Below are 26,358 nucleotides of genomic sequence, written 5' to 3' on the forward strand. Positions count from 1 at the left end.
GGGCGCGGTGTCGCATTCGTCGTGATGGAGCCGATGAGTGGGTCCGGGTGTGCTGGGCAGGGGTGGAGGCGGAACGGCTCGGCGAATCTGATCAGGCGCAGCAGCCGAGGTGGTCTTCACCGGCGTCAAACAGTGCGAGGGCGGTCGATCGCCGAACCACGATCGACTGCCGCATTCGGCGGAACTGGTAGCGGGCACGAAACTGCGGTCGAGGTAGCGACGGTTCGGCAGGGTGAGGACGGTTCCACAGGAAATACGGCGCCTCGACGCTACGCGGGCGGTTCGGTCTGCTTCTTCTCGGGGAGTGTTGGTCCGTCGACCGCGATCAGTTCGTCCCGGCCTGCCCGTCTAGGAATGGTCAGTGGCACGAGCGCTGCGGCGGCCAGCAGTGCCGCGGTGCCGACGAGGAGCAGGAATCGCCAGTCGCTGAGCCACGCGGCCGCGAGCGGCGTTCCCGCCCTCGACAGCGCGAGCGGCACGGTCATCACCGCCAGAATGCTCGCGAACCGGGGGACACCGAAGGTGTCGGCGATGATCGACGGGCGCGCGACGACGCTGACGCCGTAGCCGAGACCGAACGCGACGACACAGGCCAGAGTCAGGGGCAGCGAGGTGCCCATCAGCGGCAGCAGTACCAGCCCGAGCCCCTGGACAGTAAACGACACGATCGTTACCCGGGTCATCCCGTAACGGCGTGCCAGCGCAGCGAGTGCGAGCCTGGAGAAGACTTGAGCCACACCGACCGCGATCGGCAGGGCGGCGGCGGTTGTCGCCGAGTGCCCGATATCGTGGAAGTAGGTGACCATCATCAGCAGGAAGGCCGATGTCGACCCGGCTTGGGCCACGAAAGCGATGACGAGAAGCCAGAAGTCGCGATCGCGCAGCGCGTTGCCCACCGGCACGCCGGAGCGTCGGGCGACTCGGTCGGTGTGGGTGGCGGTGCTCGGTACCGCCCGCAGGTGTGCGGGAACGGCGATGAGTGCGAGGGTCGCGGCGAGGGTGAGCACCGTTGCGCGCCAGCCGAGATGGCCCTCGAGCCAGCTCGTGATGAAGAAGGAGAAACTGGTGGCAAGTCCGCAGATCATGGCCACCGCGATGATCGCGCGGTCGCGATGCGCGGGCGCGGTGGCGACGACGAGTACCGCGAACGCCGCCTCGTAGGTCGACATCGCCAGGGCGAGCCCGATGAGGGTGAACGCCAGATAGAGGTGGGCCAGAGTTTCGGCCTGTGACCACAGCACCACCGCGACCACACCGATGGCCGAACCGGTGGTCATCAGGGCTCGGCCGCCGTAGCGATCGAGCAGCGTGCCGACGGGAACCGCGGCCAGCGCGCCGACCAGGGTGGAGATCGTGGCCGCGCCGGTCACCGCTGTCCGGGAGACGTCGAGGGTTTCCGACATCGGGACCAGCAGCACGGTGATTGCCTGGACCATGGTGCCGTAGCCGACGGTTTGGGTGATGGCGAAAATAGCGACCAAGCGTCGCCAGTCGTTGGCTCCCGGCATGCCCGGCACAGTCGAGGTGGTGCTGTCCGCTGTCATTCTCCGAGAAAATAGGGCAGTCGTTGCCACTGCCGGTCGATCTTGCGCAGGTACCGAGTGTCGGAGAGCTCGATATGGGTGATTCGAGGTCGGCGGTATCTGGGTGGCGACCCGGCGACGCCCGCAGGGGAATCGATCAGCCAGGCGACGGTCGCCCCGTCGGGCCGTCCGGGTGCGGTGCAAAGGTTGTCGTGGAGGATGTCGCCTGGCGCGGCCAGGTCGTGCAGCAGTTGCTGTCCGACAGTGGTTTGGCGATGCGGATTGTGGGCGCGTTGTTTCATCGCCATTTCGGCCACTCCAGCGTGTGGGTCGGTTCATGCCTGTTCGGTGGTGTCGCGGATGAAAGTGGTGCGGCGAAGCCGGAATTCGTGGGGAGCGCGTTCGCGGTAACGTCGTCGCTCCGTGACCGCGGGGCGACTCGTAGAGAGGAGTGGGGACTATGGCAGTGTCCTATCGTCCCGCGGAGTTCGGTGGCCTGGTCATCCGGGTGGTGAGGCCGTCGAGGATCAGGTCGAGTCCGTAGGTGAATTCGTCGGCGTAGGCGTATCCGGGTTGGAGTGCGTGTTCGGCGATGAAGGCGGACAGGTGCGGGTATTCGTCGACGGGCATCGCGTTCCGGATGTCGGTGGCGACTGTTTCGATATCCGTGGAGTCGTTGAACGGCAGATTGATCTCTTGCAGGACGAAGCCGTAGATGTAGCTGTCGAGGACCGATACTGCGTGAGCGGTCATGGGTATGGAGAACCCGGCCTCGCGTAGGACGCCGATCGCCGAATCGTGGTGGCGCAATGTGGCGGGGCCGGGGTGGGCTCGCGATTCCACCAACCCGACGGCCCATGGATGCCGTAGCAGCGCGGCGCGCACCGACTCCGCGCGTTGTCGCAGCCCCTCTCGCCAGCTCGCGTTCGGTTCGGGCGGGTCGATCTCGGCGAAGACCGCGTCCACCATGCCGTCCAGCATCGCGGACTTACCGCTGACATGGTGGTAGAGCGACATCGCCTCGACTCCAAGGCGATCGGCGACCTTGCGCATGGTCAAGGCCTCGACTCCCATCTCGTCGGCGACCGCGACCGCGGTCAGCACCACCCGCTGCCTGCTCAGCGGAATCCTCTGTCCGACACCGCCATTCGATTCTTCCGTCATGTGCCCCTTCGTAACCTCCGAACGCCACGTCTTGACGACCTTACCTTGTAAGTCTACCTTATCTCGTAAGGCTCCCTTATGACGTAAGGGAGATCGGGGAAGTGGGAGCTATGACAGCCGACCAGAACACTCACAGCGAAAACACCCGATCGATGCGGGTCTGCATCGTCGGAGCCTCGGGGAAACTCGGTCAGTACATGATCGAACACGCCCTCACCCGCGGCTACGAAGTCGTGGGCGTCTGCCGGGAACGCAGTGTCGCCAAACTCGACCGATTCGCCGACCGGATCAAAATCGTGCCCGGCCAGACCGACGACCCCGCCGTGATCGCCGACGCGGTCGAAGGCTGCGACGGCGTACTGACCGTGCTCGTCCCGTGGGGAATGCGCGACTATTCCTCGGGAACCGCCCGAGCGGTACTCGACCACGCCCGCCGAGACGCTCGGCTGGTGTTCTCGTGCGGATGGCACATCACCCTCGACGGACAAGATCGCTACACCCGCAAACTCCGCGCGTTCGTCGCCGTGTTCGGAGCGCTCGCCAGGATCGCTCGCGTCGCCGACCTGAACGACCAGGTACGCGCGTGCGATCTCATCTTCGCCAGTGACACCCGCTGGACCGTGGTACGCGGCAGTGACCTGGAAGAAGGCCCGAGCCAAGGACTTCCGATCTGGCGTGACCATGTCGGCGACCCGGACCTGGCATCGAACCTGACCCGCCGCGTCGACTTCGCCCTGTTCATGGTCGCGGCCCTGACCGACGACTCCCTCATCGGTCGAGCACCCGCCATCGTCGCCGGTCCCGTCGCGGACAAACCCCGGCCAGGCACAACAGCGCGTCGGTGAGGTCGTAGCGGTCGGGGCGGAAGCCTTCCAGGGCGATGCCCCACAGCAGTGATCCGGCGACGAACACCCCGCCGTACGCGGCGAGGATGCGACCGAAATCGGCATCGGGTTGCAAGGTGGCGACGAGCCCGTACACTTCGATCGCGATCGCGATCGCGATCGCCCCGGCTCCGATCCAGGCCCAGCCGCGGTGCTCGCGGACTCCTGCCAGACCATCTACGCACCGCCGATCTCGGCGACCGCAGCCAGCACGAACAACAACACAGAACGGACGACAGTCACGGTCGGCAGCCTACGGTGACGAATCCACCGAGGCCGTGCAACCACATCCCGCGCTCCCACACCCCGTCGTAGCGTTGTCGTCCCCGCCACAGCAAGTGCTGCGCCCGGTGCGGGTGCCTGACCAGATCAGCCCGACCAGCCCGACTCCGAGAAGCAGGAACCCGAGAGGTTCCAGCCACGACAGCCCGACCAGTAGCGCGCCGCCACCCAGGACTCCGGCGGCGATCAGGATCGGGGCTATACAACAGGCCACGCACAGTGCCGCGCCGAGCCCGATCGGCGCGGCCCACCAGCGACGGCCGGTACCGGTTCGGTCAGCATCCACAACGACCTCCCGCTTCGCTCGTGTTCTTCGCATCGGTGGGGTCGTTGTGGTTGAATGGGATTGGCCAGCAGGGACTTTCGCTGTATGCGAGCAGGTCGTCGCAGCCTGCGGCCAACGCTGCGAGCAGGGTGTCGCGCACGGCAGTGAGTTCGGCGAGTTTGGTATCGATTTCGGCGAGTTCCGTGGCAGCGCGGGCCTGTAACCCGGCATCGGTACGCCGGTGCCCGTAGCGGGTGGCCTCCAGCAGCTCGGTGACCTCGTCGAGGGTGAACCCGAGCCTTGTTGGGCGGCCTTGATCACCCGCAGCGCCGTCACCGCCTGCTCCGGATCCAGCCGGTGCTCGCCCAGGGAGCGGTCCGGGTCGGCCAGCAGGCCACGGCACCCACCCGTCGTGGCAGTACCTCGGCCGCGGCCGAGGTACTGCCGAGGATTCCTGACAGGCCGGTGCGCCAGCGCGGAAGGCCGCTGGGGCGCATCGAAGTTGTCCGGATGAGGCTGTATACCGATGTCGCCGACGAAGCTCCTGCGCGAGTGCGTCAGGGGTGGTTGGGCAGTGCGACGATCTGGACGAAGAAGTCATCGATCTTCTTGATCGCGTCGAGGAACTCGCTCAGGTCGACCGGTTTGGTGACGTAGGCGTTGGCGTGGCCTTGGTAGCTGCTCAGAATGTCGTCCTCGGACGAGGAGGTGGTGAGCACGACCACGGGGATATCGCACAGGTCCGGATCGGCTTTGATGCGTTCGAGGATGTGGCGCCCGCTGTATTTGGGCAGGTTGAGATCGAGCAGGACCAGCCCCGGGCGCGGCGCCCGGAGGTGGTCGCCGGTGCGGTAGAGGAAGTCCAGGGCTTCCTCGCCGTCGCGGGCCACGTGCAGGGTGTTGCCGACGCGGTTCTCTTCGAGGGCTTCGATGGTCATCAGCTCGTCACCGGGATCGTCTTCCACGATCAGGATGTCGATAGGCCGTCCGAGTGTGCGCACGCTGCTCCCATGTTTTGCGTTGTGGCCAGTATGGGCCGCCGATGTTTCGGGCACACGCGTCCGCCGGGAACGTGGGATCGGGCTACGGCCGAAGGGGGAGGCGGTGGGCTGTCCTGACCTCGGCCGCGTGGGTGCGCAGCTGCTCGGGCAGCTCCAGCAACGGCGGGCGCAGGCTGAACCGCAGCAGTAGGCCCCCGCGCTCGGAGACGGCCAGCTCGTAGGCGATCGGGACCTGCGGATCCGCCGTCGCCATGCTGTGGGTCAACGGGTCCGCACCGATGCGTACCGCCAGCTCGTCGAGCGCGGCGCCGAGCTGGCTGCGGGTGCCCAACAGGTAGGTGTCCCACCAACGGCCGCGACCGTAGGGCCAGGTGAGTTCCACCCGGCAGTCCAACCGCTGAGCCGAACCCGCTCCCGGTATGACCATTGCCCACGATTCTGGTCGGCACCGGTCCCGACCGAACAGCTCCGAGCGCTAACGGAACGATGTCGAATCGCTCACCCCCGGTGGCTCGCTGCGACACATCCGGTCGACAGCGCGATCCCCGGCGTCGCCGGCCCGGCAGTTTAGGGTCTGACCTGGTCACAGTTGGCTCGGTTCCCCGGCGCACCTGGCTGTGACCTGTGTGGATGCAGGGGACCGCCCGGAGCACCGCGGCCCGGATCCGGGCGGGTCCTTGAACCTGCCTGCCGCGCGAACGCGGCGAGATTGCCCTGACAGATCACCGAAACCAACGTCACCACAGCCGGCAGCTCAATCGGAACGTCGGTGGGCGGCGGTAGTTATTCGCCCGCTCCTGCGCTGCACGAGACCAGCTGGGCGCCTCGCGGAAGAGGCTGCCTCCTGTTTGGTGGTGGACCGAGAAGGTCTGTCGGGGTGGTGGTCAACTGAGGCCGAAGCCCAGTCCGAACGTCACCGCCAGCCACTTCAGGAACAGGCCGAAGTCGACCCCGAAATCGAGTCCGAAGGAACCCATGGGTCTCACCTCCTTCCGGGATCACGAACCCCCGGGCACAGACTTAATCGCTGGTCAAAGCATTTTCGCTACAGCAGTCAGCGTTGATCGGTGCCAGACAGTCACGGTCACCGGGGTCGGGTCGACACCGTCCGACCCGCTGGAACCGCCCGATTCTGCGACAGCATCGGGCGGCTCGCGCGGTGGCCGTTCAGGGGGTTTCGTGGGCGGTGAGTAGGAGGTGGTCCAGGCGTGTGCGGGTGTGGGTGTCGGCGCCGCCGAAGCTGGCCAGTCCGGCGATGAGTTTCTCGGCCAGGGTCCGCAGTTTGGTGTTGGTTTCCTGGGATCGCCACCGCAGCACTTGGAAGGCCTGTTCGGTGTTGATGCCGTAGACGACCATCAGGACGCCCTTGGCGACGTCGATGACCTCGCGGGCGGCCACGATCTCGGGCAGTTGTTCGTCGAGAGTCTCGCGGCGATCGGCGGAGCGACGGCGCGATCGGGTTACTGCCTTTGGTAGGTGCGGATGTCGTGGGCGTGGCCTGCGAGCACGGTGGTGAAGTCGGCGAGGTCGATGGTTTCGCTGCGGTGTTGGATCATCGCTTCGGGTGTCCACACGTGCAAGCTGTAGTGGATGCGGGCGGTGTCGAACCGCATCATCAACCGCACCAGTGGGTCGATCTTGACCCGCAGGGCGAGTTCGTCGAGCGCGGCCGCGACCTGGAACCCAGTCCCGCGGTGACGGGCACGCCACCAGCAGGCCCGACTCGGTGGCCAGCTCAGCTCGACCGTGCAACTCAGTTGCCGGATAACGTCCCGCTCGGTGCCCACCACGCATTTCACCGCGTCCCGGGCTTGGAGCGCCCGCAGGATCGGTCGGTGCGGCGATTCGCGGACAAGGGCCTGTTGTGACCGGTTCACTCTTCGGGGTGCGTGGTGGTGCCGGTGGGATATCGGCCGGTGGCGACGAACACGGTACGCAGACCGCGCGTGGACGGTGTGATCGGCGAAGCGTTCGTAGTAGCGGCCCAGCAGGGTCGCATCGGCCGCGGCCGCGACTGTGCCGGGCCAGTCCGGGGCCGCGGTCGTGGCCAGGAGTTCGTCCATCAGATCGTCTCGTCGCTCCAGGCCGGCGGCGGCGACCGGATCGCGTGAACCGAGGATCTGCGCGGTGGTGGTGGCCATCGCGATCCCCGCCGCACCCATCTTCGCCACGATCACCCGAACCGGTTCCAGGACAGCGTGTTCGGGGTGACAGGCGGGCGATCTCGGCGATATGACCGGCCAGGGCGGCCCTGCGGACCAGGTCCCCGACCAGTTGGACCGCGACCGCGACCACGACTTGGCGCAACTCGCCCGCGACCGGTGCCTGCAAGGCCACCAGCGACACCGCGGAGGTTTCACTGGCCGCCGGCTGTCCTCGATCTCGCGACACAGATCCAGGGCGTGTTCGGCGGCGTCGATGTCGGCATCGACCAGAGCATGGGTGGCAGCGGCGATCGCGGCACGATCACGGCGACACATCACCTGCAACCCTGCCGCGAGACCTGCAACCCTGCCGCGAGCCGGTCGAGCTCGGCGTGCAACGGGGCACGCATCGCTCACCTTCCCATACCGAGCCCTGACCGTGTACCCGCCCGGAATGTGGAGGGGACCGATATCCCGGGCAGGCACACGGTTACCGCGGTGTGGATGCCACGACCGGTCCCATTGCCCGAACACCGGCCGTGACGACCCGCGACACTACCGGCCCTCACCCTGCGAAGTGGAGATCGCCGCGTCGACGCGGCGTGTCACGGGCACGATCCTGCGCGGCCGACCCCCGGCGCCGAGCTTGCGTGGCCAGGCACGGTCCGCGGCGTGAACAGGGTCGGTGCGGCGTCCGAGCGGTTCGGTGGTGTGGTCGATATTGCGGGTGTACCAGTCCAAGGCGTCCTGGCCACTGATGCCGAGCGCTGCGCCGATGGCCTTCCAGGTGTGCCCGGCCTGGCGGGCGCAGTCGACGACGAAGCCCCGTTGCCCGGTGAGGCCTTCGGTCAAGCGGCGGTTGGCCTCCAGGGCTTGGATTTCGGTGACCTGGGCGTGGCGGGCCAGGTTCTCGCGCAGGGTGTCGCGGGCGGTGGCGGAGTCGAATCCGTAGCCGCGGTCGAGTTCGCCGTGGTCGAGCCGGGTGAGGGTTTCGCGCAGGAAGTGGGTGTGGTGGAAGGTGTTCCACACCGCGTACAAGCCGTGATCATCGCCTTCGGCCACGACCAGAGCCACATCCACGCCTGCGGGCAGGGTGCGTTCTGTGGTGGGGTCGAACTGCGGATATCCCATGCCACCTGTTCCCTGTGCCGAGGCGGGCCGCAGGGGCATGACGCCCAGCCGGTTCTCAACGGCCCGCCCTTTCACCGCCCTGACAAGGCACAACCCCCCCGCATCTCTCCGTGTGCGGGCGGGGCTGTACCCGTAGGTGATTCGGACTCGCGCCCGTGGCGGATGAGAAACGTTTTGGGCGCAATCGTTTCCGGCCTGGTTGCGCCCAAGAGGACAGACGCTGAGGATTTCGTCGTGACGCTGATTGGCAGGGCTGGTCAAACCCTCGGGCGGGAGCCTCGGGCGGGCCCGCCCGAGGTAGGGCCGATCTGTGCACCTCGGGCGGGTGCTCGGGCTCCCTGCCCTGTGCCACAGCAGATTCCGACGCAGATCCCCACCGTGGCGCCGACAGAGTTCCCGACGCCGAGCCCCGGTATCGGGCAGCAGCGGTGATGCGGGTGTGTCGAAACAGGCCAGGGCGTTCGCTTCAGGTGGTGGTGAACAGGGTTGCGTAAGACAATTCGGTGCGATCCTCGACCTCGATGGTGAGGTCGATACCGGGCAACTCCGCCCGTAGTAGGCGAGTCGCCGCGGTGTAGAGCAGGCGTTCTTTGATGGTGGCCTGCTCAGGCAGCCACGTGATCAACGCCAGACCGCCGCGTGGGGTGTCGGTGAAGTCGTAGAGCACCCACCGGCAGCGGGTCTGCGGCAATTCTTGGAGCAACTGCCCGTGATCGTTGCCGATACCGCTGCTTTCGACCTCGATCCGCCCCTCGCCGCTCAGACGCAACAGCAGATACCGGTGCCGCTGCCCGGATTTCAGATCACCGCAGGCATCCAGCACTTCCCGGCTCAGCGTCGCCGCCACCGATCCCATTATCACCGTCCTGCTTCCTGCCGGATTCGGGAAATAGCCGACTAGCTGCATGTTTACCTCACCCAACAGGGTCGGTGCGGCGTTGGCCCGGTATCGGAGTGTCGCCACAGCGACCGGCCCACCGGGGTTCAGGGGTCGGCCGAGCGTGACGGTCCCGAGTAGGTGTTCGGGGTCTCCGGCCATCGCTGCAACCGATACTCGACCCGCTTGCGTGCTCGCGTGTGAATCCCCGCGAATACGCCGCGAATCACCGGGTCGAAACCGTGACGAAACCGTACCGAAAACGGGCTCCGGATCGCTTGACGAAGCGCTGCCACCGGAGGCCTACTGAATGTGACGGATGTCACCACAAGATCGACATTCGTTGCAAGGCAAGCCTTTTCACACTATTTCGACTGGGAGTCGAACCATGGCAGCAGTTCTCACCACCCTCACACCAAACACCGGACCGGCGACGACTTTCAGCACGGTGGTGATCACCGGCTCCGGGTTCGCCAATGTCGGTCCCTTGACCGTGCGCTTCGGTACGACGGCGACCACGTTCACCATCGACTCCGACACCCAGATCACGGCCATCTCCCCGACAGGGACAGGCACCGTGGACGTCACCGTCAAGATCGAGCTGAACGGCACCAGCAACGCACTGCCCTTCACCTACGTCTGACCACAGGTGTGGCATGGGCTGTCGGTGGGTGAATCGTCTGCCGACGGCCCATCGCGTTGCGGGCCGCAAGGGATGAGGCCGCCTGCCGATGTTCGAAATCAGCCGCACGGCGTCCTCTTTGCAGGCAAACTGACCCGCGGCTCATGCCGCGATATCGACAAGGTCAGTACCGGGTCTGCTGTGGCACGTAGTCGGAGCGTTCGTTGATTGTGCAGGTTCTTGGAGTCCAACCTGACCTATCCGATGCAGGGGAAAATTTCGCCCGATGCGCGTCTGCTGCGTTAGGTTCTCCACCCTCGACCAGAACACCGTTCGACTACCACCACGCACCTGACCGGCGGGCCGTGCAGGCTCTCGGGGGGCTGGCAGGCAAGGCATTCGGGGGATCCGCGCGGTATCCCTGGTGACGAGTCGATCAGCCACTGACCTGGGGGCCGGGCAAACTCTTTACCCCTGCGGTCAGGTTTGGACTTCGGGCGGATCCAGATATTCGTGCAGGCTCAGCAGGATGTGGTCCATCCGTAGTCGTTGCTGCGGGGGTCCTCCGCGCAGTGCTCTGGCCGCGGCGACCAGGCGCCGCGCCAAGACCCGTAGTTTGACGTTGGTCTCCTGGGATCGCCACCGCAGCGTCGCGAAGGCCTGCTCGGGGCTGAGCCCGTAGGCCAGGACCAGAATCCCTTTGGCCTGCTCGATGTCCGCGCGGTTGGCGGATCATGTCGGGCAGCGACTCGTCGAGCGATTCTCGTCGGTAGCTGGCGATGCTGGTGGTCAGGTCGATGAAATAGCCTTGCGTGCCGACCACGGTCCCGGTCGCGTCGAACATTCCGTCGCCCACCACCATCACCTCGTGGTGGACTCCGGCGGTGTGTCGATGACGCGGTGGTGGCTGCCGAATGCCCCGTGATCCCGTACCGCGGCCGCGAGTGCGTCGGCGACCGCGGCACGGTCGTCGGGGTGGTGCGACCAACCCGGACCTGCATGCCCTCGGCCCTACGCGATCGACCTGGGTCGGATCGAACCGACGACGAAGTCACGCGGAAATTCGGTCAGCCGCGATGCGCATAGTGGCTGTGATCTCGCGCGGCTGGACGGCGGACCGGACTCGGTCCGTTGGAGCGTGACCTCCCCTTTCTGCGGGTGACCGCATGACCCAAGTGCCACTCGGAGCAGTTGCTTGCGTCGTTCGCTCTTGCTGCTTGGAGTTTGTGCCCGGCTCGCGAGGGTATTCGAGGGCGGTGGACGCGAACGGGCGCTGGAGGGCCGATGCGGCTGGTGAGCGGGTCTCGGTGTTGTTGATCGCGGATCCGGGCAAGCCTGCTGCGGTGGCGGAAAGCCTCGCGGAGCGCCTGCCGGAACGGCTGCGAAGCCGTGGCGGGCCTGAGCGCCAGTGGTCGATGTGCGTGCGCCTCGAGCCCTATCTTCTCGCCGAGGGAGCTGATTTCGCCGAGGTGATCGAGACGGTCGATCCGTCCGCGGAATCCGAGGACCTGGTTGTGTACCTCACAGATCTGCCGCGCCGTGAGGACACGCTGCCGGTGGTGGCCGATGTCAGTGCCGACCACCGATTCGCGCTTATCTCCGTGCCCGGGGTGGGCGGCATCGCGATCGAACGACGCGTCCGCACTGTCACCGAACTCGCGATCATTCACATGCTCGGTGACCCGGAACTCACGCCTGCCCGGGCGGCGCGACGGTTTCCGTCTGTGCAGATCGCGAGCGGTGTCCGGTACTTCACACCGCCGGGACTGCGGCGATTGCGCCTGTTGTCGGGGATGGTACGGGCCAACCGGCCGTGGCGACTGGTCACCGGACTGTCGAAGGTACTCGTCGGTGCTTTCGCCACCGGAGCGATCGCACTGGCCACCGACACGATCTGGATGTTCGCCGACACGATGGGCCCATGGCGTATGAGCGCTGCGACGGTCCTGTCTCTCGTCGCGATGGTTCTGTGGCTGATCCTCGACCACGAACTCTGGGAGCGGCCCCGGTCGGCAGCCGCACGCGATCGATCGGTGCTGTACAACCTGGCGACCGTGATCACTCTGGTCCTCGGCGTCGGCGTCCTGCATGTGGCCCTGTTCTGCCTGCTGCTGTTCACCGCGTGGCTGACTCTTTCTCCGGAACTGCTGTCCCCCGTCCTGGGGCACGGGGTGAACTTCTCCGATTACCTCACCCTTGCTTGGTTGCTGGCGTCTATCGCGACCATCGGTGGAGCCCTCGGGTCCGGTCTCGAGGACGACACAGCGGTCAAGGAGGCGGCCTACGGGGCCCGCCAGCGCCAGCGCATCGACGAACAACGGAATGGCTCTGACCATGCGTGATGGGGAGGGCGGGTGCGGCGCGCGTGCCCGTCGTTGATCGCCGAATCCGTTCTCGGCGGTTCGCAGATGCCTTCGGCGATTGTCTTCGTGATCGGTAGCGGACCGTCTTGTCCTGGCAGGACCAATAGGCGAGCGTCTTTTCGCCTTGTCGGGCCGTGTTGTGGCTGTGCGGCGGTCGGCAGGATTGGCGGTGTCGAGTATCCGGCGGCCGGGGCGGTCGCGCCGATCCGAAGGAATTGATATGGCCACTGCTGTAGGAATCGATCTGGGAACTACGAACTCTGTCATCGCGAGCTGGCAGGGTGGGGAGCCGGTGGTGATCGCCAATGCCGAGGGCGCACGCACCACGCCATCGGTGGTCGCCTTCACCGAGAGCGGTGAGCGACTTGTCGGTCAGCTCGCGCGCAGGCAGGCGATCCTGAATCCGAAGGGCACGATCTATTCGGCGAAGCGATTCATCGGGCGTCACTTCGATGAAATTTCCGCGGAAGCCAAGGCGGTGAGCTTCGACGTCGTCGAGGGCGAGGGCGGTGTTGCCCGATTCGATGTGCGGGGCAAGATGTACGCACCCGAGGAGATCAGCGCGCTGGTGTTGCGCAAGCTGGTCGATGACGCGAGCAAGTATCTGGGGGAGCGGGTCAAAGAAGCGGTGGTCACCGTGCCCGCCTACTTCAACGACGCGCAGCGCAACGCCACCAAGGACGCGGGCCGGATCGCGGGACTCGACGTCCTGCGCATCATCAACGAGCCGACGGCCGCCGCTTTGGCGTACGGACTGGACAAGCAGACCCACGAAACGGTGCTTGTGTTCGACCTCGGTGGCGGTACTTTCGATGTGAGCCTGCTCGATGTCGGTGACGGCGTCGTGGAGGTCCGCTCCACCGCGGGTGATTCGCATTTGGGCGGTGACGACTTCGACCGGCGCATCGTCGACCATCTCGCCGACGAATTCCAGCATGACGAGCACATCGACCTGCGTGCCGATCCGCAAGCGCTGCAACGACTTTTCGAGGCAGCGGAAAAGGCCAAGGTCGAATTGTCCTCGGTGTCACAGACACAGGTGAATCTGCCCTTCGTCACCGCCGACGCGAACGGACCCAAGCATCTCACCACCACGCTCATGCGCTCGAAGTTCGAGGACTTGACGGCGGATCTGGTGCAGCGCTGCCTCGGCCCCGTCGAGCAGGCCATGACCGATGCCAAGGTGACCGCCAATGACATCGACGAGGTGATCCTGGTCGGTGGTTCCACCCGTATCCCGGCGGTGCAGGCGTTGGTACGCCGGTTGACCGGCGGCAAGGACCCGAACATGAGCGTGAACCCGGACGAGGTGGTCGCGCTCGGTGCGGCGGTTCAGGCGGGCGTGCTCAAGGGCGAGGTCTCCGACGTGCTGCTGCTGGATGTCACGCCGCTGTCGCTGGGCGTGGAGACCCAGGGCGGGGTGATGACGAAGATCATCGAACGCAACACCACCATCCCGGCCCGGCGCAGCGAGGTGTTCTCCACCGCGGAGGACAACCAGCCCGCGGTCGATGTGGTTGTGCTCCAAGGCGAACGCGAGCGTGCCGCCGACAACCGGGTGCTCGGCCGGTTCCGGCTCGAGGACATCCGGCCGGCGCCACGCGGCCAAGCGCAGGTCGAGGTCACCTTCGACATCGACGCCAACGGCATCCTCAATGTCACCGCTCGCGACAAGGACACCGGCAAAGAGCAGAGCATCACGATCAGCGAGCAGTCCAATCTCGACCAGAGCGAGGTCGATCGGATGCTCGCCGAGGCCGAGCGACACCGCCGCGAAGACGAGCAACTACGCAAAGCCGTTGACGCCCGCAACGCGTTGGATTCGGCCGCGTACCAGGTGGAACGGCGGCTGGGCGAGCTGGGGGACAGCGCGCCGCCGCATGAGCGGGCACGTGCCGAGATGCTGATCGCCGACGCCAGACAGGCCGTCAAAGAAGAAGCGCCGCTGGACCGGGTGCAGTCGCTGACCTCGGAACTGCAGCAATTGCTGTACGGGTTGCAGCCCACGCAATCCGGCGGCGGCGAGGGACCGTCCAGCTACGCGGGCGCGGGTGCAGCGACCGGCTCGCCCGGTGACGACGACGTGATCGACGCCGAGTTCGACCGGAGCTGAGGAGGCTCCCGATGGAAACCTCCGCAGACCAGTCGATCCCCGACACCCCCGACCCGGACGCGGTCGAGGAACCCGATGTCCGGCTCGCCCAGTGGGAAGACCGTTGGCGGCGCACCGCGGCCGATCTGGACAATCTACGCAAACGCTACGCCAGAGATCTCGATCGAGAGCGCATGGCCGAACGAGCGAAGGTGGCCAGAGCCTGGCTACCGATGCTGGACAACTTGGAACTGGCTCTGGCGCACACGAACAGCGAGACCGACCCATTCGTCGCGGGAGTGCGCGCGATCCGGGACCAGGCGGTGCAGGTGCTCGAACAGCTCGGCTACCCGAGACATTCGAAGGTGGGAGTCCCGTTCTCCCCGCAAATGCACGAGGTGACCGGTGTGGTCGACCGGCCCGATCTCCCGCCGGGGACCGTGGTCGAGGTGCTGCGCCCCGGCTACGGCGAGAACGGAGACCAGCTACGTCCGGCGGCCGTGATCGTTACCAGAGCCGAGGGGTGAGCGTCGGTGGCGCGTGACTACTACGAGGTCCTAGGGGTTTCCCGCGATGCCGACAAGGACCAGATCCAGCAGGCGTATCGCAAGCTGGCGCGGCGATATCACCCGGATGTGAATGCCGATCCGGCGGCGGAAGATCGGTTCAAAGAGGTCAGCGAGGCCTACGAGGTCCTCTCCGACCCGGAGACGAAAGGTCGCTACGACCGCTTCGGGGCGGACTTCCGGCGGGTGCCGCAGGACTACGACGAACGGGTCGGGGCGAGCGGCGGTGGTTTCGGTGGAGTCGGGGGTGGCTTCGGGCGCGGGGCCCGTGTGCACGTCGGTCGCGGTTTCAACGGTGACGTCGACTTCGGTGACATATTCGGCGATATCTTCGGTGGTCGCGGGGGCGGATACGGACCGATTCCCGGCGCCGATCAGGAGGCTGTCCTGGAGCTGACCGTCGAGGAGGCCTACCGCGGCGGCAAACGCAAGCTACGGCTCGGCGAGCGCAGCTACGACGTCGACATCCCGGCCGGGGTCATCGACGGGCAGCGGATCCGGTTGTCCGGTCAGGGCGGCAGGGGCAGTGGCGACGCGCCTGCCGGAGATCTCTACCTGGTCGTGCGTATCGAACCGCATCCGCGCTTCCGGTTGGTCGGCCGCGACATCTACCTCGATCTGCCCGTGTCCCCGTGGGAGGCGGTGCTCGGGGCCACTGTCGCGGTCCCGACCCCGAGTGGTGAGGCGAAAGTCAAAGTGACACCGGGATCCTCGACCGGGCGCAAGCTGCGATTGCGTGGTGCGGGCATGCCCAATCCCCGCGGCGCCGACGGCGATCTGTATGCCGAGGTCAAGGTCATGGTGCCGGTGAAACCGACGGCGCGGGAACGTGAGCTGTTCGAGCAGTTGGCTGCCGCGTCGGCCTTCGATCCGAGGAGAGAGCGATGAGTGCGCCCACACCCGGATACGTGATCGTGCGGCGAGCGGGGCTGCGGCTCGACGAGTTCTCCCGGCGCTGCGGTCTGCATCCGAACATGGTGCGCAGATTGGTCGCGCTCGGGCTGCTCGACGGCGTTCGCGATGTCACCGGAGAACTGCGCTTCGAACCGTCCGCGGTGGCTGTTGTCGCCCGAATCCAGCGCTTGCGGTCCGGGCTCGGATTGAACTACGCGGCCATCGGATTGGTGCTCGATCTGCTGGACCGAATCGAAGAACTCGAAGCCGATCCCCGAAGGAGGACGCCACGATGGACACCAGCACGTTGACCGAAAAGTCCCGGGAAGCGTTGAGCGAAGCGCAGAACGCGGCCACGCGATCGGGACACAGCGAGGTCGACGGGGAGCATCTGCTGCTCGCCTTGATCGACCAGCAGGACGGGCTGGTGCCCCGGCTGCTCGACCACGCGGGCGCGGATCTCGACGCGTTGCGGGCCGAGCTGAATCGCGAGCTGTCGCGCCGCCCCAAGGTGAGCGGTCCCGGCGCCGCACCCGGTCAGGTGATGGTCACCCGGCGATTGGCCGCGCTGCTCGAATCGGCCGAGCGTGAAGCCAAGCGGCTCAAGGACTCCTATGTGTCGGTGGAGCATCTGATCATGGCGCTGGCAGAAGAGGGATCGGGCACTGCCGCGGGACGGATCCTCGCGGGGCAGGGCATCACCAGGGAGTCGTTCCTGCAGGCGCTCACCACGGTGCGCGGCAATCAGCGGGTGACCTCGGCGACCCCGGAGGGCGCCTACGAGGCACTGGAGAAGTACGGCCGCGACCTCGTGGCCGAGGCCCGCGCGGGCAAGCTGGACCCGGTCATCGGTCGAGACGCCGAGATCCGCAGGGTGACACAGATTTTGAGCAGGAAGACCAAGAACAATCCAGTATTGATCGGTGATCCCGGCGTCGGCAAGACCGCGATCGTGGAGGGCCTGGCTCAGCGCATCGTCCGCGGCGATGTGCCAGAAGGCCTGCGCGAGAAGACGATCTTCTCCCTCGATATGGGGTCGCTCGTGGCGGGGGCGAAGTACCGCGGCGAGTTCGAGGAGCGGCTGCAAGCGGTGTTGTCGGAGGTGAAGGCCGCCGAGGGCCGCATCCTGCTCTTCGTCGACGAGCTGCATACCGTGGTCGGCGCGGGATCGGTCGGCGGTGACGGTTCCCTCGACGCGGGCAACATGCTCAAGCCCATGCTAGCCCGCGGTGAGCTGCACATGATCGGCGCCACCACCCTGGATGAGTACCGCAAGCACATCGAAGCCGACGCGGCACTGGAACGCCGATTTCAGACTGTGCTGGTGGACGAGCCCAACATGGAGGACGCGGTGTCGATCCTGCGCGGCCTGCGCGAGCGCCTCGAGGTCTTCCACGGCGTGAAGATCCAGGACGGCGCGCTGGTCGCCGCGGTGGCCCTGTCGCATCGCTACATCACCGACCGCTTCCTACCGGACAAAGCCATCGACCTCGTCGATGAGGCATGTGCTCGCCTGCGCACCGAAATCGACTCGATGCCGGCCGAACTCGATGAACTCACCAGGAAGGTGACAAGGCTGGAGATCGAAGAGGCGGCACTGTCCAAGGAGACCGACGCGGCGAGCATCACTCGTCTCGAGGAGCTCCGCAAGGAACTTGCCGATCTGCGGGCCGAGGCCGATTCACGCCACGCCCAGTGGGAGGCCGAACGGCAGGCGATCCGGCGGGTGCAGGAATTGCGTGGAAAACTCGAGCAGCTGCGCCTCGAAGCCGAAGAGGCCGAACGCAATTACGACCTCAACCGCGCCGCCGAGTTGCGTTATGGCGAGATCACCGAGCTGGAACGCAATCTGCGAGCGGCAGAGGAACAATTGCGCACCAAGCAGGGGCAGCAACCGCTGCTACGCGAGGTTGTCACCGAGGACGAGATCGCTGAGATCGTCGCCGCCTGGACCGGGATCCCGGTAGCGCGGCTACAGGAAGGCGAGCGGGAGAAGCTGCTACGGCTCGATGAAATCCTGCACGAGCGAGTGATCGGGCAGGAAGAGGCGGTCCAACTCGTCGCGGACGCGGTGATCCGGGCCCGCTCGGGAATCCGCGATCCACGCAGGCCGATCGGGTCTTTCATCTTCCTCGGACCCACCGGCGTCGGCAAGACCGAACTCGCGAAGACTTTGGCCGCAACGCTTTTCGACAGCGAAGACAATATGGTGCGCTTGGACATGAGCGAGTACCAGGAGCGGCACACGGTGAGCCGGTTGATCGGCGCGCCACCCGGCTACGTCGGTTATGACGAGGGTGGGCAGCTTACCGAGGCGGTGCGCCGCAAGCCGTATTCGGTGGTGTTGTTCGACGAAATCGAGAAAGCGCACGCCGACGTGTTCAATACGCTACTGCAGGTGCTCGATGACGGCCGGATCACCGATTCACAAGGCAGACAAGTGGATTTCCGTAACACCGTGGTCATCATGACCTCGAATATCGGCTCCCACCATCTCCTCGACGGTGTCACCGCCGACGGCGAGATCAAACCCGACGCACGGGATCGGGTGCTCGCCGAGCTGCGGGGACACTTCCGCCCCGAGTTCCTCAACCGCGTCGACGACATCGTGCTGTTCACCCCGCTCACGCTGCCCCAGATCGAGCACATCGTCCTGCTGCAACTCGAAGAACTCCGGCACCGCCTGGCCGAACGGCAGATCGGGCTCGACATCACCGCGGAGGCACGCAGGCTCATCGCCCGACACGGATTCGATCCGGTCTACGGTGCGCGGCCGTTGCGCCGCTACATCGCACACGAAGTCGAGACGAAGATCGGCCGGGCGCTCGTGCGCGGCGATATCGGTCAGGGCGGCACCGTCACTGTCACCGTGACCGGTGACGATCTCACCGTCGCGTACACCGAGCCCGCGGTCGCGGCATGAAACGAGGTACGACCATGGAAACCGCGAAGATCGAATGCCCTCACTGCGGGAAATACAACCGAGTTCCGGCCGCGGCGGCGGGCACGCCGCGATGCGGCAACTGCCACCAACCGCTGCCATGGATCGTGGCGGCAGGCGACGACGACTTCGCCGAGGTGACCGAATCCTCGGTGCCGGTCCTAGTCGACCTCTGGGCGACCTGGTGCAGGCCCTGTCTGCTGGTCAGCCCAGCGCTCGAACAACTCGCGACCGAACGCGCCGGCCGACTGAAACTGGTCAAGGTCGACGTCGATGCCGCACCACGCACCGCCGAGCGGTTCGTCGTGCGAGCGGTGCCGACCTTGCTCGTCCTCGACCACGGCGAGGTGCTGGCCCGGCAGGCCGGCGCCGCTCCGGTGCCGGAGTTGCGGAGATGGCTGGACCAGAACCTGTCCGATCGAGCGGAAAAGGACGTGAGCGCATGACTTCGATCGATGCCGATCCCCACCTCGCGGCGATCCGGCCGGTGACACCGCGGACCCCGCAGGGCTGCGAAGAGTGTCTTCGGCTCGGCACTCCGTGGCTGCACCTGCGGCTGTGCCTGACCTGCGGGCATGTCGGCTGCTGCGACTCGTCCCCGATGCGGCACGCGCGAGCGCACGCCGCCGGGGCCGGCCACCCCATCGTCGCATCGATGGAACCCGGCGAGAATTGGCGCTGGTGCTACGTCCACCAGAACTTCGTCTGATGAACGTCGAAACCCCCGACGATGTCGGAGCGTTTCCGCGATTGTCGGACGCGCAGGTGGCGACGCTCGCCGTCGGCGGCACACGGCGAGCGGTGCGCGCCGGTGAGACACTGGTTCGCGCGGGCGCGCCCAGCGATGAGTTCTTCGTGATCGTGTCCGGCGCCGTCGCCATCGTCGACGACGATGCGGGAGAACAGCGGGTGCTGCGTATCCATGGGCCCGGCCGATTCCTCGGCGAGCTGGGCCTGCTGGAAGGGCAGGTCGCGTTCTACACCGCGCAGATGATCGAGGACGGCGAGGTGCTGGTCGTCCCGGTCCGGCGGATACGCGCACTGGTCGAACACGATCCGATGCTCAGCGACCTCATTCTGCGCGCGTATCTGATCCGCCGCTGCCTGCTGCTCGATATGGTCTCCGGGTTCCGAATCATCGGTTCCTGCTACTCACCCGACACCCGGCGGCTTCGCGAGTTCGCCGTTCGGAACCGACTGCCGCACGACTGGATCGACCTCGAGCGTGACAGCCGGGCCGAACGAACCCTGCGTGACCTCGGTGTCGCCGTCGAGGACACTCCGGTCGTCATCTGGCGTGGCCGGCGCGTGCTGCGCAATCCGACCAATGCCGAGTTGGGGCGCCTCGTGGGCCTCCTGGTACCGGACACACTGCGCGAAGTCTGCGATCTCATCGTGGTGGGTTCAGGCCCGGCCGGTCTGGCCGCCTCGGTGTACGGCGCTTCGGACGGGCTCGCCACCTCGGTGCTGGAGGCGATCGCGGCAGGTGGGCAGGCAGGCACCTCCTCGTGCATCGAGAACTACCTGGGTTTTCCCGCCGGTATCTCCGGCACCGAGCTGGCCGAGCGGGCGGTCATCCAGGCCGGGAAGTTCGGTGCTCGGTTGCTGGTGTCCGCGGAAGTCGTCGGCTTGGCAGCCGAGGATGGACACCACCTGTTGCGGTTGGCCAGCGGTGGCGCGTTACTCGGCCGCACCGTTGTCCTGGCCACCGGCGCTCGCTATCGCAGACTCGCCGTGACCGGGCTCGAGCGCTTCGAAGGCACCGGCGTGTACTACGCCGCGACCCATCAGGAGGCGTCGATGTGTGGCACAGGTCCGGTGGCGATCGTCGGCGGCGGCAATTCCGCCGGGCAGGCAACGGTGTTTCTCGCCGGCCGCGTCGAGCACGTGCACCTACTCATCCGAGGTGGCGATCTCGGCAAGAGCATGTCCCGGTATCTGGTCGAACGGATCGAGCAGCACCCGCGCGTGACGGTGCACCACAACACCGAGGTACGCGAAGTAGCAGGGGGCGACGAGCTCGACGCAATCGTGGTCGAGAACAATCACACCGCGCAGCGGGAGACGCTCGCGGTGCGCGCCCTGTTCGTTTTCATCGGAGCGAGGCCGTGCACCACGTGGTTGGCGGACTCCGTGGCACTCGATTCGCACGGGTTCGTCCGCACCGGGTCGGACGCGGTATACCCGGCCGAGGATCAGCGCGATTCCGGGCGCCGTCCGCTACCGCTGGAAACAAGCAAACCCGGCGTCTTCGCGGTGGGCGATGTCCGTAGCGGCTCGGTCAAACGAGTCGCGTCCGCCGTCGGTGAAGGCGCGATGGCGGTACGCCACATTCACGAATACCTCGAACGGAGCTGACCGAAATGCCGGTAATGGGCGTTGTCAAATTTCAACATTTCTTCCGCACCGCAGCCGGGCTGCACGTGCACCGCAATGATCTCGAGCGATACACCGAGTTCATCGACGACAAGATCTATAACCTGTTCGTCGTTGCCAAGGCATCGGCGAAGGCGAACGGGCGTGACGTGATCGAACCGTGGGATCTGCCGATCACCGCGGGGCTGCAGCACAGCATCCACCTGTTCGAGAAGCTGGATGAGAAGATCGAGCTGCAACCACTGCTCGATCAACTCACCGCACGTCCGCCGCTGGACCTGGCGATCGCGCAGGAGACCGAGCACCGGCTGCCGCTGATCGCCGGTGGCCTGAGCGTGGCGCTCGCGCAGACTTTCGCAGCGATCGCCCCCAGGGCAGAACATCCGGGAACCGCCGAATGGTCAAAGGTATTCGAGATATTTCATCTGATACTTTGACGCAGTAATAGTGCATATTCGTCCGGAGCCGCCAGCGCCCGGTGGACGGGTGTAATCTCAATAACCAACGCCCGCAGAATCAATACCTACCTGGATTTTTCATTCGAAGTGGATCGGTGCGCGCTACGGTTGATCGGCCGAGGTTTCAAGGGTGGGCGTGGCAGGGGCCGCCGCAACGTCGGGTCCGACCGCGGACGGGCCAGACTCCTCATGAATCAGCAATTGTCTAGTTATCTCATTGTCGGTGGGTTGGCACATGCCCAACTGACATCACTGCGCGGGCTGTGCGCGCTTTCGGTGACGCTGTCGAGCGAGCACGAAGTAGTGGAGATACTTCGTACGGCAGGTGCGGCAGTCCCGTCTCTCGGCTCGTGTCGCATGCTGGCGAGCTATCGCCGGGTGGATGGCGAATACCAGCAGTACCCGCGGGCCCGACCCGCGCAGCCTGGCTTGGACGAGCAGGTCAGCGCCCAGGACGGCGAGGGCAGCGTGAAACTGGCCGACGAGAAATGGGGCTGGGCGTTCGCCCTGGGGAGCCTGTCCGGAGCGGTCGGTTCGCTCATCGTCGGCTCCGACCGCGCGCCGCGGCCGGATGAGATAACCCTGTTGGAAGTGCTGGCTCAGGTCACCGGTGCGGCGCTGGCGAATGCGAATACCCACGAACGCAGCTCTACCCACGCGACCGAACTCACCGAGATCAACGAGCACTTGGTCGCCACGGTGTCGCGCCTCGAACGGCAGACACGAGTGCTCGAAGTGCTCTCGGGAGCCGCCGCCTACGGACAGGGCGAACAGGGTATCGCCGACGCGGTCGCGCAGCTGACCGATCTGCCCGTCGCGGTCGAGGACCCCTTCGGTAATCTGCGAGCCTGGTCCGGACCGGGCCGACCGGATCCCTATCCCAAAGCGACGCCGGAGCAGCGTGATCGACTCCTGCGCCGGCTCGCGACCCACAATGCGCCGCTGCGGGTGCGCGGTCGGGTGATCATGCTGGTGAAGCCACGCGCCGAGGTTCTCGGCACGCTCGCACTGATCGACACGGACGATCGAGTCGCCGAGGCTCAGCTGTTCGCGCTGGTGTATGGCAGCACCATGCTCGCCCTCGAACTCGCACACCAACGCAATCTCGCAGAGATCGAGCTGCGGCTACGCCGCGATCTCGTCGATGATCTCGCCTCCGGCACCGACAACGACAGCGCCTACGCCCGCGCAGAAGCCTTGGGACACGATCTGCGCGGACCACACTACGTCGTCTTGGTTCACAGCGCGGGTCGCGCCGACGCGATCGGCGAGGCCGTGAGCCGCGTCGCGTCGGCTTTGAGTCTGCAAGCCATCCAGGGCCGCCACGGCGGCATGATCGTGATGATCACCGACCGCCGACCGGATCCGGTGCGGTTCCATCACACGCTCCGCGAAGATGTCGACGCCATGCCGGTAGCCGTCGGCATCAGCGGCCGATGTGAGCAACCCAGCGAATTCGCTCGATCCTTCGCCGATGCGCGCCGAGCCGTCCACCTCCGACGGCGGTCGCGAACCCCGGACGGCGCGACGGCATTCGACGAACTCGGCTTCTACCGCCTGGTCGACGCGGCACATGCCGAGGGCCAGGTCGAGAATTTCGTGCACGAATGGCTCGGTGCCTTAATGGATTACGACCACAACCGACACTCCGACCTCGTGTACACCCTGGCCCAGTATCTCGAATGTGGCGGCAACTACGACGAATCCGCCGCCGTACTACACATTCATCGCAGCACCCTGCGCTATCGACTCGGCCGCATCCGCGAACTCACCGGCTTCGACCTACGAGACATGAATATCCGCTTCAATCTGCAAGCGGCGACGCGCGCCTGGCAATTCCTCTCCGTCGTCCCGCAGCCGTGACGAAGCGACCCCGGGCCCATACCCGGGGTGACGACCAGTGTCGTGTCCAGGAAGGTTCGATGTGGAAACTGCCCGGGTGGGCGGGTTGATCAATGACCGGTGATGCTGCCTGACGGTGCTGGTGCCGGTGGCTCGAAAACCGGATGTATTTGTCAGAGCGGTAATCTCGCAGAAAGGCCGCAAGCTGGCGCAGATCGCCCGGTGCAGCAAGGCGCCGGTCCGGATGCGGCGGGCGGTAGTGGTGGCGGTCGTCGGCGCAGCATCAACCGGCCGGGTCGATCGCTGAGCTGATGCAGGTTTCGGAATCCTCTGTGCAAGCTAATAGAAGTGTTGCGAGTCAACGAGATCGCCGATTTTTCAGAGCTTATTGGCGAGCACGTCGAGCTCGCTGATTTCGGGCGGGGTAGCGAAGAGCTCGTCGGCGCGTTCGCCGAGGGCCTTGCCGACCGGCCCATCGAGATGTGTTTCACGAGCGGCCTGATCTGGGAAAGCGTCGATGATGCCGAACGTCGAGGGGCCGAACCGTACCGCGAACCAGGGCTTCGTACCGGGCTCCTGCTCGACGAGTGGTAACGCCGATCGGAGGAATTCCTCGACCGCGTCTTCTTTGCCGGGTTTGGCTTCGAGTCGGACCAGCAGCGCCTTGGTGGCCATGTCGGATCTCCTGTTCGAGGTGGTGGACATGTTCAGCATCACACCATTGACCTATGAAGGGAAGGAGACGACTGAGCCCTCGGAATCAACAAACCAATCTCAACCCCTAGCGATCGTGGAGCTATGAGAGGAGACTTCATGGCGGAGGGAATGCGACGCCTGGAAGGAATGCACCTACTGCGCATCGGCCGTGATACGAAACATGGTGGTGTGCCAACATTTTGGTGTAGTTGTCGGTTCCGTGTGCTGTTGTGTCGTCTGCCCCCAGGAGCACGATTCATTCGGCCGGTCGCTCGCATGTAGCCGCCCGTGGCTACCGGGCCGGGCATCAACCGGAAACGCCGCATGTGAGGGAGTCTCGAGATGAAAGCGCTTGTGTACGACGGGCCACGTGAGGTCCATGTGAAGGATGTGCCCGATGCGAGGATCGAGCACCCGACCGACGTGCTGGTAAAGATCACCAGCACCAACATTTGCGGATCGGATCTGCACATGTACGAGGGCCGCACCGATCTGGAGCCCGGGATGGTCCTCGGTCACGAAAATCTGGGGATCGTCGCAGAAGTGGGCAATGCGGTGGTCAAGGTCTCGGCCGGGGATCGGGTGTGCCTGCCGTTCAACATCGGCTGCGGTTTCTGCCGAAACTGCGAGGAAGGTCTGACCGCGTTCTGCCTGACAGTGCACCCGGATCCGAAGATGGCCGGCGCCGCATTCGGTTTCGCCGGGATGGGACCGTTCTGGGGCGGACAGGCGGAGTATCTGCGGGTGCCGTTCGGCGACTTCAACTGTCTGCGGTTGCCCGAGGATGCGCAGGACAAGGAAACCGACTACGTGATGCTCTCCGACATCTTTCCCACCGGATGGCACTGCACCCGCCTGGCCGACATGCAGCCCGGCGATTCGATGGTTATCTACGGGGCCGGGCCGGTCGGTCTGATGGCGGCGTACTCGGCGATGATCCAGGGTGCGAGCAAGGTGATGATCGTCGACCGTCACCCCGACCGGCTGCGGCTCGCCGAGCAGATCGGGGCCATACCCATCGATGACTCCACCGCCGACCCGGTCGAGCAGGTCCTCGATCAGACCAACGGGCACGGCGCCGACAAGGGTTGCGAGTGTGTCGGGTACCAGGCACACGACCCGCAAGGTCATGAAGACGCGGCGATGACGATGAACCGGCTCGTCGACTCGGTGCGCTTCACCGGCCACATCGGCGTGGTCGGAATCTTCCTGCCCCAAGACCTGAACGGCCCCGACGAACTCGAACGCCACGGCAAGATCGCCTTCGACATGGGCAAGTTCTGGTTCAAGGGGCAGAAGGTCGGTACCGGACAGGCCAACGTCAAGCACTACAACCGGCAACTGCGCGACCTGATCCACGAGGGCCGGGCCACACCGTCCTGGATCGTCTCGCACGAGCTCCCGCTGGCCGAGGCCGAGTCCGGGTATCAGCATTTCGATGCCCGGGACGACGGTTGGACCAAGGTCGTCATGCATCCGTGAGGCGTCCTGGACCCGAGAGGAGCACAACTATGGCAACGACACTGCAGGGCAAGCGGATCGCGACACCCCAAGGAAGCGGGTCATGACAGTGAACCAGACCTCGGTGTCCCTCGACGATGCGCAGCGGGTGATCGCCGCCGGACAGGCCAAAGCCGACGAGATCGAGTCGCCGTCGAACATTGCAGTGGTCGATGCCGGCGGCAACCTCGTGGCCCACGTGCGGATGGACGGCGCCTGGATCGCCAGCATCGACATCTCGATCAACAAGGCGTTCACCGCGCGGGCGCTGGACATCTCGACCGAGAACCTCGCGGCCGACGCGGGTCCGGGCGGGCAGTTCTACGGCATACACGCCTCCAACGGTGGGCGCATCATGATCTTCGCCGGTGGTGTGCCGCTGCGGCGCAGCGGCCAGGTTGTCGGTGCGGTCGGCGTCAGCGGTGGCACCGGAGACCAGGACAAGACCGTCGCCGAGGCGGCCGCGGCGGCGATGTGACCAGTGAACCATGTCGACATCGGATGTAGGTATCGATCGCGGCGTCTTGTCGTCGTGGCTGCGGTGGTCGGTGCCGTTGAGCGCGAAGTAGCGCAGTGCCGCGAGTTCTGCGAACGCGGTATAGACGAACCCACCACCTGCCAACCGGACGTAGACATCTCACGCGGGTGAGTTGTCCAGTGGTGGCGGTTTCGGATGGTCGGGCACATGATCGTCCGACGCAGTCGAATCGATCACCGGCAACTGACATCGAGATGTC

The 26,358-nt window shown here is 65.8% G+C and carries 28 protein-coding genes and 2 pseudogenes; 16 read left to right on the top strand and 14 right to left on the bottom strand.

Annotated elements, in window-relative coordinates:
* Nucleotides 1-269 precede the first annotated feature (269 nt).
* From DAT37_RS10610 to DAT37_RS10620, 3 genes are all read right to left on the bottom strand, one after another.
* A complete protein-coding gene (locus DAT37_RS10610; protein WP_232839661.1) occupies nt 270-1,544 on the bottom strand; it encodes an MFS transporter in 1,275 nt (424 codons plus the stop codon).
* On the bottom strand, nt 1,541-1,831 hold the full coding sequence (locus DAT37_RS10615) for a hypothetical protein (RefSeq protein WP_157978394.1): 291 nt from the start codon (nt 1,829-1,831) through the stop codon (nt 1,541-1,543). Before DAT37_RS10615 ends, DAT37_RS10610 begins: the two co-directional genes overlap by 4 nt.
* Nucleotides 1,832-1,994: 163 nt before the next feature.
* Nucleotides 1,995-2,687 (bottom strand): TetR/AcrR family transcriptional regulator, encoded by a 693-nt coding sequence (locus DAT37_RS10620; protein WP_109524594.1) that lies wholly within the window; start codon nt 2,685-2,687, stop codon nt 1,995-1,997.
* A 110-nt stretch (nt 2,688-2,797) separates the two neighbouring features.
* On the opposite strand from DAT37_RS10620, the gene DAT37_RS10625 reads away from it, so the two are divergent.
* Nucleotides 2,798-3,532 (top strand): NAD(P)-dependent oxidoreductase, encoded by a 735-nt coding sequence (locus tag DAT37_RS10625; protein WP_232839662.1) that lies wholly within the window; start codon nt 2,798-2,800, stop codon nt 3,530-3,532.
* Here the strand turns inward: DAT37_RS10625 and DAT37_RS10630 are convergent.
* The 9 genes and pseudogenes from DAT37_RS10630 to DAT37_RS10665 form a co-directional block, all read right to left on the bottom strand.
* Nucleotides 3,456-3,814 (bottom strand): annotated as a pseudogene (locus DAT37_RS10630) (YnfA family protein). The gene DAT37_RS10625 and the pseudogene DAT37_RS10630 sit on opposite strands and share 77 nt — an antisense overlap.
* Before the next feature lie 10 nt (nt 3,815-3,824).
* Nucleotides 3,825-4,139 carry a hypothetical protein gene (locus tag DAT37_RS43990; protein ID WP_157978395.1) on the bottom strand — a complete coding sequence of 105 codons (315 nt, stop codon included), beginning with the start codon at nt 4,137-4,139 and terminating at the stop codon, nt 3,825-3,827.
* A complete protein-coding gene (locus DAT37_RS10635; RefSeq protein WP_232839663.1) occupies nt 4,129-4,719 on the bottom strand; it encodes a MerR family DNA-binding protein in 591 nt (196 codons plus the stop codon). The genes DAT37_RS43990 and DAT37_RS10635 overlap by 11 nt, the downstream gene beginning before the upstream one ends.
* Entirely contained in the window at nt 4,676-5,119 is a 444-nt protein-coding gene (locus DAT37_RS10640; protein WP_109524595.1) for a response regulator, read from the bottom strand. Before DAT37_RS10640 ends, DAT37_RS10635 begins: the two co-directional genes overlap by 44 nt.
* An 82-nt stretch (nt 5,120-5,201) precedes the next feature.
* Nucleotides 5,202-5,546, bottom strand: coding sequence for a hypothetical protein (locus DAT37_RS10645; RefSeq protein WP_157978396.1), 345 nt, complete (start codon nt 5,544-5,546; stop codon nt 5,202-5,204).
* A 740-nt stretch (nt 5,547-6,286) separates the two neighbouring features.
* Complete coding sequence (locus tag DAT37_RS46015) at nt 6,287-6,691, bottom strand: ANTAR domain-containing protein (RefSeq protein WP_269814745.1); 405 nt, start codon at nt 6,689-6,691, stop codon at nt 6,287-6,289.
* A complete protein-coding gene (locus tag DAT37_RS45355; RefSeq protein WP_232839665.1) occupies nt 6,580-7,281 on the bottom strand; it encodes a phosphate signaling complex PhoU family protein in 702 nt (233 codons plus the stop codon). The genes DAT37_RS46015 and DAT37_RS45355 overlap by 112 nt, the downstream gene beginning before the upstream one ends.
* 537 nt (nt 7,282-7,818) lie before the next feature.
* On the bottom strand, nt 7,819-8,394 hold the full coding sequence (locus DAT37_RS10660) for a hypothetical protein (protein ID WP_109524599.1): 576 nt from the start codon (nt 8,392-8,394) through the stop codon (nt 7,819-7,821).
* Nucleotides 8,395-8,860: 466 nt separating this feature from the next.
* Nucleotides 8,861-9,250: a hypothetical protein gene (locus DAT37_RS10665; RefSeq protein ID WP_232839666.1), complete on the bottom strand. Its 390-nt coding sequence runs from the start codon at nt 9,248-9,250 to the stop codon at nt 8,861-8,863.
* Between the two features lie 409 nt (nt 9,251-9,659).
* Here DAT37_RS10665 and DAT37_RS10670 point away from each other — a divergent pair, with 409 nt between their 5' ends.
* Entirely contained in the window at nt 9,660-9,914 is a 255-nt protein-coding gene (locus tag DAT37_RS10670) for an IPT/TIG domain-containing protein (RefSeq protein WP_198654182.1), read from the top strand.
* A 459-nt stretch (nt 9,915-10,373) separates the two neighbouring features.
* Here the strand turns inward: DAT37_RS10670 and DAT37_RS46020 are convergent.
* Nucleotides 10,374-10,610, bottom strand: a pseudogene (locus DAT37_RS46020) (ANTAR domain-containing protein); the annotation flags it as partial.
* A gap of 539 nt (nt 10,611-11,149) precedes the next feature.
* Here DAT37_RS46020 and DAT37_RS10680 point away from each other — a divergent pair.
* The 12 genes from DAT37_RS10680 (at nt 11,150) to DAT37_RS43995 (ending at nt 23,732) form a co-directional block, all read left to right on the top strand.
* On the top strand, nt 11,150-12,235 hold the full coding sequence (locus tag DAT37_RS10680; protein WP_109524603.1) for a hypothetical protein: 1,086 nt from the start codon (nt 11,150-11,152) through the stop codon (nt 12,233-12,235).
* 241 nt (nt 12,236-12,476) lie between these two features.
* Nucleotides 12,477-14,369, top strand: coding sequence for a molecular chaperone DnaK (gene dnaK, locus DAT37_RS10685; RefSeq protein WP_109524604.1), 1,893 nt, complete (start codon nt 12,477-12,479; stop codon nt 14,367-14,369).
* 11 nt (nt 14,370-14,380) lie between these two features.
* The gene (locus DAT37_RS10690; RefSeq protein WP_109524605.1) at nt 14,381-14,875 is read left to right on the top strand and encodes a nucleotide exchange factor GrpE; all 495 of its coding nucleotides are present in this window, start codon (nt 14,381-14,383) and stop codon (nt 14,873-14,875) included.
* Between the two features lie 6 nt (nt 14,876-14,881).
* Nucleotides 14,882-15,802 (top strand): DnaJ C-terminal domain-containing protein, encoded by a 921-nt coding sequence (locus tag DAT37_RS10695; protein ID WP_109524606.1) that lies wholly within the window; start codon nt 14,882-14,884, stop codon nt 15,800-15,802.
* Complete coding sequence (locus tag DAT37_RS10700; RefSeq protein ID WP_109524607.1) at nt 15,799-16,119, top strand: chaperone modulator CbpM; 321 nt, start codon at nt 15,799-15,801, stop codon at nt 16,117-16,119. The genes DAT37_RS10695 and DAT37_RS10700 overlap by 4 nt, the downstream gene beginning before the upstream one ends.
* Nucleotides 16,101-18,731: an ATP-dependent chaperone ClpB gene (clpB, locus tag DAT37_RS10705; protein WP_109524608.1), complete on the top strand. Its 2,631-nt coding sequence runs from the start codon at nt 16,101-16,103 to the stop codon at nt 18,729-18,731. Before DAT37_RS10700 ends, clpB begins: the two co-directional genes overlap by 19 nt.
* 14 nt (nt 18,732-18,745) lie before the next feature.
* Nucleotides 18,746-19,195, top strand: coding sequence for a thioredoxin family protein (locus tag DAT37_RS10710; protein ID WP_109524609.1), 450 nt, complete (start codon nt 18,746-18,748; stop codon nt 19,193-19,195).
* Nucleotides 19,192-19,458, top strand: a complete 267-nt coding sequence (locus DAT37_RS10715; protein WP_109524610.1) for a UBP-type zinc finger domain-containing protein — start codon at nt 19,192-19,194, stop codon at nt 19,456-19,458. Before DAT37_RS10710 ends, DAT37_RS10715 begins: the two co-directional genes overlap by 4 nt.
* Complete coding sequence (locus DAT37_RS10720; RefSeq protein ID WP_109524611.1) at nt 19,458-21,107, top strand: FAD-dependent oxidoreductase; 1,650 nt, start codon at nt 19,458-19,460, stop codon at nt 21,105-21,107. The genes DAT37_RS10715 and DAT37_RS10720 overlap by 1 nt, the downstream gene beginning before the upstream one ends.
* A 14-nt stretch (nt 21,108-21,121) precedes the next feature.
* Complete coding sequence (locus DAT37_RS10725; protein ID WP_198654183.1) at nt 21,122-21,562, top strand: DUF1931 family protein; 441 nt, start codon at nt 21,122-21,124, stop codon at nt 21,560-21,562.
* A 210-nt stretch (nt 21,563-21,772) separates the two neighbouring features.
* On the top strand, nt 21,773-23,446 hold the full coding sequence (locus tag DAT37_RS10730) for a PucR family transcriptional regulator (protein ID WP_109524613.1): 1,674 nt from the start codon (nt 21,773-21,775) through the stop codon (nt 23,444-23,446).
* 115 nt (nt 23,447-23,561) lie between these two features.
* Nucleotides 23,562-23,732: a hypothetical protein gene (locus DAT37_RS43995; protein ID WP_157978398.1), complete on the top strand. Its 171-nt coding sequence runs from the start codon at nt 23,562-23,564 to the stop codon at nt 23,730-23,732.
* Between the two features lie 71 nt (nt 23,733-23,803).
* Here DAT37_RS43995 and DAT37_RS10735 read toward each other — a convergent pair whose 3' ends face one another.
* The gene (locus tag DAT37_RS10735) at nt 23,804-24,100 is read right to left on the bottom strand and encodes a putative quinol monooxygenase (protein WP_109524614.1); all 297 of its coding nucleotides are present in this window, start codon (nt 24,098-24,100) and stop codon (nt 23,804-23,806) included.
* 363 nt (nt 24,101-24,463) lie between these two features.
* On the opposite strand from DAT37_RS10735, the gene DAT37_RS10740 reads away from it, so the two are divergent.
* Both DAT37_RS10740 and DAT37_RS10745 read left to right on the top strand, forming a co-directional pair.
* Nucleotides 24,464-25,603 carry a glutathione-independent formaldehyde dehydrogenase gene (locus DAT37_RS10740; RefSeq protein ID WP_109524615.1) on the top strand — a complete coding sequence of 380 codons (1,140 nt, stop codon included), beginning with the start codon at nt 24,464-24,466 and terminating at the stop codon, nt 25,601-25,603.
* A gap of 82 nt (nt 25,604-25,685) precedes the next feature.
* Entirely contained in the window at nt 25,686-26,099 is a 414-nt protein-coding gene (locus DAT37_RS10745; RefSeq protein WP_109524616.1) for a GlcG/HbpS family heme-binding protein, read from the top strand.
* The last annotated feature ends 259 nt before the right edge of the window (nt 26,100-26,358 follow it).

The organism is Nocardia aurea, from assembly GCF_003123685.1.
Lineage (GTDB): Bacteria > Actinomycetota > Actinomycetes > Mycobacteriales > Mycobacteriaceae > Nocardia > Nocardia aurea.

Excerpts from the sequence above, each read along its gene's own strand:
- DAT37_RS10610 (WP_232839661.1), bottom strand. The coding sequence starts at position 1,544 with ATGACAGCGGACAGCACCACCTCGACTGTGCCGGGCATGCCGGGAGCC.
- DAT37_RS10615 (WP_157978394.1), bottom strand. The coding sequence starts at position 1,831 with ATGGCGATGAAACAACGCGCCCACAATCCGCATCGCCAAACCACTGTC.
- DAT37_RS10620 (WP_109524594.1), bottom strand. The coding sequence starts at position 2,687 with ATGACGGAAGAATCGAATGGCGGTGTCGGACAGAGGATTCCGCTGAGC.
- DAT37_RS10625 (WP_232839662.1), top strand. The coding sequence starts at position 2,798 with ATGACAGCCGACCAGAACACTCACAGCGAAAACACCCGATCGATGCGG.
- DAT37_RS10635 (WP_232839663.1), bottom strand. The coding sequence starts at position 4,719 with ATGACTTCTTCGTCCAGATCGTCGCACTGCCCAACCACCCCTGACGCA.
- DAT37_RS10645 (WP_157978396.1), bottom strand. The coding sequence starts at position 5,546 with ATGGTCATACCGGGAGCGGGTTCGGCTCAGCGGTTGGACTGCCGGGTG.
- DAT37_RS45355 (WP_232839665.1), bottom strand. The coding sequence starts at position 7,281 with ATGGGTGCGGCGGGGATCGCGATGGCCACCACCACCGCGCAGATCCTC.
- DAT37_RS10660 (WP_109524599.1), bottom strand. The coding sequence starts at position 8,394 with ATGGGATATCCGCAGTTCGACCCCACCACAGAACGCACCCTGCCCGCA.
- DAT37_RS10665 (WP_232839666.1), bottom strand. The coding sequence starts at position 9,250 with ATGGGATCGGTGGCGGCGACGCTGAGCCGGGAAGTGCTGGATGCCTGC.
- DAT37_RS10670 (WP_198654182.1), top strand. The coding sequence starts at position 9,660 with ATGGCAGCAGTTCTCACCACCCTCACACCAAACACCGGACCGGCGACG.
- dnaK (WP_109524604.1), top strand. The coding sequence starts at position 12,477 with ATGGCCACTGCTGTAGGAATCGATCTGGGAACTACGAACTCTGTCATC.
- DAT37_RS10690 (WP_109524605.1), top strand. The coding sequence starts at position 14,381 with ATGGAAACCTCCGCAGACCAGTCGATCCCCGACACCCCCGACCCGGAC.
- DAT37_RS10700 (WP_109524607.1), top strand. The coding sequence starts at position 15,799 with ATGAGTGCGCCCACACCCGGATACGTGATCGTGCGGCGAGCGGGGCTG.
- clpB (WP_109524608.1), top strand. The coding sequence starts at position 16,101 with ATGGACACCAGCACGTTGACCGAAAAGTCCCGGGAAGCGTTGAGCGAA.
- DAT37_RS10710 (WP_109524609.1), top strand. The coding sequence starts at position 18,746 with ATGGAAACCGCGAAGATCGAATGCCCTCACTGCGGGAAATACAACCGA.
- DAT37_RS10715 (WP_109524610.1), top strand. The coding sequence starts at position 19,192 with ATGACTTCGATCGATGCCGATCCCCACCTCGCGGCGATCCGGCCGGTG.
- DAT37_RS10720 (WP_109524611.1), top strand. The coding sequence starts at position 19,458 with ATGAACGTCGAAACCCCCGACGATGTCGGAGCGTTTCCGCGATTGTCG.
- DAT37_RS10725 (WP_198654183.1), top strand. The coding sequence starts at position 21,122 with ATGGGCGTTGTCAAATTTCAACATTTCTTCCGCACCGCAGCCGGGCTG.
- DAT37_RS10730 (WP_109524613.1), top strand. The coding sequence starts at position 21,773 with ATGAATCAGCAATTGTCTAGTTATCTCATTGTCGGTGGGTTGGCACAT.
- DAT37_RS10735 (WP_109524614.1), bottom strand. The coding sequence starts at position 24,100 with ATGGCCACCAAGGCGCTGCTGGTCCGACTCGAAGCCAAACCCGGCAAA.
- DAT37_RS10740 (WP_109524615.1), top strand. The coding sequence starts at position 24,464 with ATGAAAGCGCTTGTGTACGACGGGCCACGTGAGGTCCATGTGAAGGAT.
- DAT37_RS10745 (WP_109524616.1), top strand. The coding sequence starts at position 25,686 with ATGACAGTGAACCAGACCTCGGTGTCCCTCGACGATGCGCAGCGGGTG.